Source organism: Bifidobacterium sp. UBA6881 (genome assembly GCA_002451435.1).
Classification (GTDB): Bacteria; Actinomycetota; Actinomycetes; order Actinomycetales; family Bifidobacteriaceae; genus Bifidobacterium.
Window position 1 is genome coordinate 11,713 of sequence record DKCF01000030.1, and the last position, 7,789, is coordinate 19,501.

The following is a 7,789-nucleotide window of genomic DNA, read 5'->3' on the forward strand; positions in this document are numbered from 1 at the left end:
GTCAATGTATGAAAAAAGGCCGTCATGCGTGCATGATGGCCTGATGATGCGTGGAAACGCAAACCGAATCAAGGTCTGTGGTCGAAGGACGAGGGTTATCCACATCTCCGGCGTGTCGCGCGATTCGGTCTTCCTGATGTCACTTGGACTTGTCGGTACGGTAGAAACCGGAACCCTTGAATTCAATCGGCACCGCCGAATAGACCTTGCGGACCTGCTTTTCGCCGCACTGCGGGCATACGGTGATCGGATCGTCGGTGAATGACTGCTGTTCGGTGAAATCATAGTTGCAGTTCTTGCAACGGTAGTGGTAAGTAGGCAAAATATCCTCCGCTGTAAAGCTCTTCATTCATTAACGGGACATATCCTAGTACGTTCCCTGAGACGGCCCATCACGACGTTCCATCGGTGAAAACCAGGAGAATCCGGTCGGCGTGAGCGCGCCATCCACCGGTATGTCGTGCGGTTCGTGGGGAACGGTCCGGTCGATGAGCTCCCACGGCCAGCATACCGCCACCACGCGCGCGCCGGTGGTCCGGTATTCCAAGGCCCTGTCGTACCAGCCGCCTCCGCGCCCCAGTCGGAATCCGTTGCGGTCGACGGCGAGGGCCGGCACGATGATGAGCCCAGCCTTGGCGATTGAAGCCGGGCCTTCGGACGGATTATCCGGTTCCTGCGGCCTTCTCCCATTGACGGAACCATCAGGGTTGCGTTGGCTCCGCAGATCGTCCAGGGATCCGAGCTCGCTCCAGCCGATGTCAAGTCCGTTGCCAAGCCGGGGAACCAGCACTTCGCAGTTGCAGCCGAACAGCGTCCGCAACAGTGGCGCCATCGCGATTTCGCTGCCCATCGATACGAACGCGGCAACGGTGGTGAAGGAGTGGATCAGATGGTTTCGTCTGGCCTGTTGGGCGAGGGCGGTCCCCGCTTGCAGGCGTTCCTCGACGGTCGTGCGCAGTCTTCGCGACACCGCGGCTTTGCGCCAAGCCGCTTTGCTCCGTCTCACCATCGACGCCGTCATCGTGGTGGCTGCAGGCGCTTTCGCGTCATTGTCCATCCGCGTATGGCTGTCGTCTTTCCCGTTGAAAGTGCCCAGAATATCCACAGTGGTTTGTTGTACCACGGAATGGTTGCGCGTATCGCGCCGGCCTCGCGCAATGGCACAATGATGCTGTGAAGATTTTGCAATATCTGCATGATGCGTTGTGCCGCTCGGATCGGCCCGGCATCGACGTGCCCCGGTTCATCCGGTCGCAGAGCCTGAATGTCCCGATCGGGTTGCGGCCGTTGACCGCGGCGGATTGCGATGAATGGAACGAGGTCAGATGGCGTAACGACGCATGGCTGGGCCCCTGGGAATCGGGGGACCCGCTTCACGGCGCTTCGATTTCCTTCGATGAATGGATCCGCATGATGCGTCGTAACGAGCGTGCGGGCACAGGGGTGGTGTTCGCCATCGAGCATGATGGACGCATCGTCGGCCAGATTTCATTGGGGGCGATATGTTACGGCGCGATGCGCACCGGTATCGTCGGCTATTGGATCGATGAGCGGTGCGCGGGACGCGGATACGCTCCGATGGCCGTGGCTTTGCTGGCGGATTGGGCGATGCTCGACGCGACCGGTCCTCGGCTGCATCGTATGGAAATCGACATTCTGCCGGAGAACGAGCGTTCCCGCCGCGTCGTCGCCAAGGTGGGCGCGCGGTTCGAAGGGGTGCGCAAGGCGTACATGTATGTCAACGGCCGCTGGCGCGACCACGAATCGTATGCATTGCTCGCCGGGGACGCTCCGGGGGGTTTCACCGCGCGGCTGATGCGTGAATGATTGGAAAAGGTGCCGACACGCCCGGCTTGGCTGGGCTGAGATTGTCTGAATGTCCCCTATTCTTATGAGGTATGGGTTATGAGTCGTTAAGCACGGTAGTAGTGCTTGCGATCGTCGTGATTCTTATGGTGATTTGGTTGCCGAGACGAACCGTCAAAGGCATGAAGCAGGTGATCGAGCATCGTGAGGATCGCTTTTCGCCATCGCTTCATTTGATTGATGCCGATAGCGGAACGAGGTTTTCCGACGAAACCGTCGTGAAGGCGAAAGGGGCAATAATGCAGTCCAATGAGACGCATGAGGGCAGATACTCCAAGGAACGGGTTGCTCGGGTGCGTGCTCTTCGTCGTGCCGCGATCCGCAGAAGGCGGATTATCGTGGCCGGCCTTGCCGCGATCACGGTGATGGTGTTGGTGTGCGCGGTCGCATTCCACTTCAGCGCATTGTTCGCATTGATTCCGGCGGCATTGCTTGCCGTCGTGCTCGCGCTGGGCGTGCGTGCCGCCAAGCAGGCTGTGGCTTGGGAACAGAAGGTAGCCAGGTACCGTTCCACGATGAGGAAGAAGACGGAGCGGGAACGCAAACGGGCGCGCGCGGAGCAGGCCGAGCGTGTGCGCCTGCATGAGCGGGATCTCGCGGAGGCCCGGAAGATAGCACAGGCGCAGACGGCCACTGATGCCATGCCCGAGGCGGAGATCCGACAGGCCGTCGAACAGGGCAGGGCCGAACGGGATGCCGCGCTCGAGCAGCGCAAGAGGGAGACCAAACGTTCATCGGATTCCGAGCGCAACGTTCAGCCCGCGCGGCCCGTCGAGACAGCCGTAGAGGATTCCACCCCTGCCGATTCCGCCGAGGCGGTCGTCAAGCCGTCGGGCCTGTCCGTTCATGACGAGCGTGATGAGGTCGATGCGGCTTCGAATGCCGCGCATCAGGTGGTGGCTCAGACCAAGGGCTCCCAGGATTTGATTTCATTCTCCTTGGGCGCGCCGCGCAATGGCAATGACATCAAGGCCGAGGAGCCGGAAAGCATGGAGATCAAATCCACCAGGCAGGTCGCCAAGGCCGTACCGGTCGATGAGGTCAAGCCGTTGATCGTGCCGTCTGACGCGATGGGCGATATGGACTCCGACGAGGCCGCGGCGCGTGTGGAGGCTGGAATCCATCTGCGTGATGGCGACGCCTCCCGTTTCCATGATGCTGAGGTTGCGACGGATGTGGACGCGCCCGACGCCTCGTCCGATTCGTTGGGCAACGATCTGGAGGCCATTTTGGCTCGACGTGCGGCGTGACGAAACACGTCGTGAATGAGTGTGGAGGCCCGGAGCCGTATGGTTCCGGGCCTTTTCCGTAAATTTCTCTTACAGCATTAGCACTCGAGTTGGCAGAGTGCTAATAATCGCGCTAGGATATGTCACAGCGCGAAAAGGACGACGCCGTAAGTGATCGTCAGCCTCTTGCAAGCGGGTCCCGGCGCGATAAGTATCGATTTCTCTTAGAAAGAGGAGGTCCACAGTGTCGATCTCACTCACACCGTTGGAAGACAAGATCATCGTTAAGCAGGCGGAAGCCGAGACCCAGACCGCTTCCGGTCTGTTCATCCCGGACAACGCCAAGGAGAAGCCGCAGCAGGGCGAAGTCCTGGCCGTCGGCCCGGGCCGTCGCAACGACGCCGGCGAGCGTATCCCGGTCGACGTCAAGGTCGGCGACAAGGTGCTGTACTCCAAGTACGGTGGCACCGAGGTGCACTACCAGGGCGAGGACTACCTGATCGTCTCCGCGCGTGACATTCTCGCCATTCTCGGCTGAGTCCCGTATAGAACGTGGGCCCCGTGCCGTGCCACCGGTGTTTCCCCGGTGGCACGGCACGGGGCTTTTGCGTACTTGGGTGATCGTTGTTGGACGGTCTGCTGTTCGGATATGCCTTCCGAATTCGATATGCGAGGAATTTTTCCCGATGATCGCGGTGGGATTCCGTGCCGATGCCTTGAGGACGGTCATATTGCCGGCAATGCCGCGAATACTGTAAAAACGTTGGAATTTCAATGATTCTAGCTATTTTCCACTTCCGCGACACGCCGTATTTGCGCAAAGTACCCATTGTGTGCCATACTAATCGGGTTGCCGGTTGGGGTTCACCGAACGGCAGCACGGCGGATTTCCCAAGCGGTCAAAGGGAACTGACTGTAAATCAGTCGCCTCGTGCTTCAGTGGTTCGAATCCACTATCCGCCACGCCTCGATAGCTCAGTGGTAGAGCACTTCCTTGGTAAGGAAGAGGTCGTGAGTCCAATTCTCACTCGAGGCTCTCATGGCGGGATAGCTCAGCTGGCTAGAGCGTACGACTCATAATCGTAAGGTCAAGAGTTCGAGTCTCTTTCTCGCTACAAGGGCCGACGGCATGTCGGTATAGCAACGAATCACAAGAGGTGAACTTAGATGGCAAGCAAGAGCGCCGACATTCGTCCGGGCATCACGCTGGCATGCACCGAGTGCAAGGAGCGTAACTACATCACGACGAAGAACCGTCGCAACACGCCGGATCGTCTTGAGCTGAAGAAGTTCTGCCCGCGCTGTGGCAAGCAGACCGTGCACCGCGAGACCCGCTGAACGGTTTATCAAGCTTTTAACCCGACCAATACGGTCGGGTTTTTTGTTACTCTGGAGCACTATGACTAGTTTTGCAGATCTCACCACCATCGGTGTGGGAGGACCTATCGCATCCTTCATTGAACCGACGTCCGAGGAAGACTTCATCAATGCGGTCAAAGTCGCCGACTCTGAAGGCAAACCGTTGTGCGTCATCGGCGGCGGATCCAACATGCTGGTGTCCGACGCGCCGTTCGAGGGCGTGGTGGTGCGCGATGCGCGTCGAAACGTGACCGTGTCGCGTGAATCCAATGACGTCCGCGATGGGAACGAAGAGGAAATCGTGTTCGTCGCCGCCGAAGCGGGGTGCAACTGGGACGATTTCGTGGATCGATGCGTCGAATTGGAATTGGAGGGCGTCGAGGGATTGTCGGGCATCCCCGGCACCGTCGGCGCGTCCGTGGTGCAGAACATCGGCGCATACGGCCAGGAGGTCGGCTCCAGCGTCGATGCCGTCCGCGTATGGGACCGCGAGGAGGGTGCCGTTCGGAATCTGACCGCGAGCGACCTGCGTTTCGGATACCGTATGAGCGTGCTGAAGGCGAGCATGTACGACGCGCCGGCGACGCCGGCGGCCAGATACTTCCCGACGCCGCGCTATGTCGTCCTGTCCGTCACCTTCGCATTGCGACGTAGCGAAACCGGCGTGGTCGGCTACGGGCAGCTTGCCAAGGCCTTGGGTGTCGAGGTCGGTGACCGCATGAACATTCGGCATATCCGCAACGCGGTGCTCAAGGTGCGCGCATCCAAAGGCATGCTGGAGGACGCCGGGCGGTACAGCGCGGATGTCATGCGCGGAACCAAGGAGGCGGGACTCGTGTCCATCGCCTGCGAGGCGCAGTCCGCGCAGGTCGGCGGAACCCAGCCGGATTACAACCGTCACAGCTGCGGCAGCTTCTTCATGAATCCGATACTTACCGAACAACAGGCCGAAAAGCTTCCCGAAGACGCGCCGCGATTCGACGCGGCTCTGCCCGATGGCGAACCGGGTGTCAAAACGTCGGCGGCATGGCTGATCGACCATGCGGGATTCCACAAGGGATACAAAACCGACGAGGACGCGGCCGCCGGACTGTCGACCCTGCACACACTGGCGCTGACCAACCGTGGAGGTGCGAAGGCGGCCGACATCGCGGACCTTGCCAAAACGGTGCAGGATGGCGTCGAAGACGCATACGGCATCCGTCTGGTACCCGAACCCGTCGTGATTGGCATGGACCTGCGGTGATCCGCAACGGTTTCCGTCGGCGCGTCATGGTCGCGTCTCGTTGGGAACCTCGGAAAAGTCCCGGAAATACATCCGTTCCGGAATGTGACAATCTCGTTCTATACTTGCGCTTTGTTCCAATCAGTTTGGACAGTGGGCGCAAGCGCGCGAATACAGAACGAGAGGGAATACATTGAACGTATTTCGTAAGAAATCAGTCGAGCAGACCTTGGCTGAAACGGGGGAGTCGGGCCGTTCGCTCAAACGAGACCTCACATGGTGGGATCTCGCCATCATGGGCGTCGCGGTCGCGGTCGGCGCGGGCATCTTCTCCATCGGCGCGCAGGCGGCCGCCTTCCATGCCGGCCCGGCGGTGATCATCAGCTTCCTCATCGCCGGGCTGGTCTGCGGCGCCGCGGTGATGTGCTATGCCGAATTCGCGTCCATGATCCCGGTCGCGGGCTCCGCATACACCTTCACCTACACCACGGTCGGCGAAATCGTCGCATGGGTGATCGGCTGGGACCTCATTCTGGAGATGCTCATGGCCGGCTCCGTCGTCTCCAAATACTGGGGCGTGTATCTCAACGATTTCTTCCGGCTGATCGGCTGGAACATCAACACCAACGTCACCATCGGATCGTTCGATTTCGACTTCGCGCCCATCATCGTCGTGGCGTTCTTCACCGCCTTGCTGGTGTTCGGCACCAAAATCGGCGCGCGCGTCGATGGCGCGCTCACCATTCTGAAAATCGGTATTGTGCTGTTCGTCGTGATCGTCGGCTTCTTCTATGTGAAGTTCAGTAATTTCACGCCGTTCATTCCGCCAAGCGAACCCGCTGCGAGCACGGGATCGGGTCTGAGCGCGACGATGGAGCAGCCGCTATGGCAATGGGCCACCGGCATGACGCCCAGCATCTACGGCGTGGCCGGCATCATCTCCGGCGCGGCCCTCGTGTTCTTCGCGTTCCTGGGCTTCGACGTCGTCGCCACCACATCCGAAGAAGCCATCAACCCGAAGCGGAACGTGCCGTTGGGCATCGGCGTCGGCATGGGACTGATCATCGTGCTGTACACGTTGGTCGCCTTCGTCACCACCGGCATGGTCTCCTATAAGGACCTCGCCAAGCAGGAGAACCCGTCGCTGGCCACCGCGTTCGAAATGGTCGGCGCGAACTGGGCGGCCAAGATCATCAGCTTCGGCATCGTGATCGGTCTGGCCACGGTGGTCATGGTACTGCTGCTCGGACTCACCCGCGTCGTGTTCGCCATGAGCCGCGACGGTCTGCTGCCGCGCGGATTGAGCCATACCGGCAAGCACGGCACGCCGGTCCGTCTGCAGATCTGCGTCGGCGTGGTCATGGCGCTGATCGCCGCATGCTGCAATGTCGGCATCCTCGCCGACATGGTGAACATCGGCACGCTTTCGGCATTCACGCTTGTCGCGATTTCCGTGCCGATCATGCGCAAGAAACGCCCCGATCTCAAACGCACGTTCAAGATCCCCGGCAACCCTTGGGTGCCGATACTGATCGCGCTCGCCAACATCTGGCTGATGCTCAATCTGAGCGTGCTCACCTGGCTGCGCTTCGTGGTCTGGCTCATCGTCGGCTTCTGCATCTACTTCGGATACGGCTACAAACATGCGCGCCTCGGCACGGGCGAGCTGGAAGTTGGCAAGCAAGAGTAATCTTGAACGGTACGTGTTAAGGAGGTAACCATGCCGTACGTTATCGCTCAGCCATGCGTCGACGTCAAAGACAAGGCCTGCGTGGACGAATGCCCGGTCGATTGCATCTATGAGGGCTCCCGCTCCCTGTACATCAATCCGAACGAATGCGTGGATTGCGGTGCCTGCGAGCCGGTGTGCCCGACCGAAGCCATCTTCTACGAGGACGATCTGCCCGACGAGTGGGCTTGGTACAAGGATGCCGCGGTCAGCTTCTTCGCCGAGGTCGGAGACCTGGGCGGCGCTTCCGCGGCCGGCCCGATCGGCAAGGATCCGGAGCAGGTCGCCGCTCTGCCGCCGCAGAACCAGTGAGCCGGTAGATTCGGCCGCGACGACATCGCGCGCGTCCGACCCGTCGTCCGAAGGCCGTTTCGCCGGCAA

9 protein-coding genes and 3 tRNA genes are annotated in these 7,789 nt (G+C 60.4%); 10 read left to right on the forward strand and 2 right to left on the reverse strand.

The genetic code is table 11. The features are described 5' to 3' along the window. Nucleotides 1-139 precede the first annotated feature (139 nt). Nucleotides 140-322: an FmdB family zinc ribbon protein gene (locus tag B3C64_RS02275; RefSeq protein WP_291533436.1), complete on the reverse strand. Its 183-nt coding sequence runs from the start codon at nucleotides 320-322 to the stop codon at nucleotides 140-142. A gap of 45 nt (nucleotides 323-367) precedes the next feature. Then, complete coding sequence (locus B3C64_RS02280) at nucleotides 368-1,009, reverse strand: 5-formyltetrahydrofolate cyclo-ligase (protein WP_291533437.1); 642 nt, start codon at nucleotides 1,007-1,009, stop codon at nucleotides 368-370. A gap of 224 nt (nucleotides 1,010-1,233) precedes the next feature. Here B3C64_RS02280 and B3C64_RS02285 point away from each other — a divergent pair, with 224 nt between their 5' ends. The 10 genes from B3C64_RS02285 to fdxA all read left to right on the forward strand — a co-directional run bounded on the left by B3C64_RS02285 (nucleotide 1,234) and on the right by fdxA (nucleotide 7,720). Then, the gene (locus B3C64_RS02285; RefSeq protein ID WP_291533463.1) at nucleotides 1,234-1,827 is read left to right on the forward strand and encodes a GNAT family N-acetyltransferase; all 594 of its coding nucleotides are present in this window, start codon (nucleotides 1,234-1,236) and stop codon (nucleotides 1,825-1,827) included. A 278-nt stretch (nucleotides 1,828-2,105) separates the two neighbouring features. Further along, a complete protein-coding gene (locus B3C64_RS02290; protein WP_291533439.1) occupies nucleotides 2,106-3,116 on the forward strand; it encodes a hypothetical protein in 1,011 nt (336 codons plus the stop codon). A gap of 223 nt (nucleotides 3,117-3,339) precedes the next feature. Beyond that, nucleotides 3,340-3,633 (forward strand): co-chaperone GroES, encoded by a 294-nt coding sequence (gene groES, locus B3C64_RS02295; RefSeq protein WP_011742802.1) that lies wholly within the window; start codon nucleotides 3,340-3,342, stop codon nucleotides 3,631-3,633. Nucleotides 3,634-3,976: 343 nt separating this feature from the next. Beyond that, a tRNA-Tyr gene (locus B3C64_RS02300) sits at nucleotides 3,977-4,058 on the forward strand. Between the two features lies 1 nt (nucleotide 4,059). Then, nucleotides 4,060-4,131, forward strand: a tRNA-Thr gene (locus B3C64_RS02305). A 5-nt stretch (nucleotides 4,132-4,136) separates the two neighbouring features. After that, nucleotides 4,137-4,210: transfer RNA gene (locus B3C64_RS02310), tRNA-Met, on the forward strand. Nucleotides 4,211-4,262: 52 nt separating this feature from the next. Further along, complete coding sequence (rpmG, locus tag B3C64_RS02315) at nucleotides 4,263-4,433, forward strand: 50S ribosomal protein L33 (protein WP_003814458.1); 171 nt, start codon at nucleotides 4,263-4,265, stop codon at nucleotides 4,431-4,433. 61 nt (nucleotides 4,434-4,494) lie between these two features. Further along, nucleotides 4,495-5,700: a UDP-N-acetylmuramate dehydrogenase gene (locus B3C64_RS02320; RefSeq protein WP_291533443.1), complete on the forward strand. Its 1,206-nt coding sequence runs from the start codon at nucleotides 4,495-4,497 to the stop codon at nucleotides 5,698-5,700. Nucleotides 5,701-5,872: 172 nt separating this feature from the next. Next, nucleotides 5,873-7,369, forward strand: coding sequence for an amino acid permease (locus tag B3C64_RS02325; RefSeq protein ID WP_291533445.1), 1,497 nt, complete (start codon nucleotides 5,873-5,875; stop codon nucleotides 7,367-7,369). Nucleotides 7,370-7,399: 30 nt separating this feature from the next. Then, nucleotides 7,400-7,720, forward strand: coding sequence for a ferredoxin (fdxA, locus tag B3C64_RS02330; protein WP_003837405.1), 321 nt, complete (start codon nucleotides 7,400-7,402; stop codon nucleotides 7,718-7,720). Nucleotides 7,721-7,789: the final 69 nt, after the last annotated feature.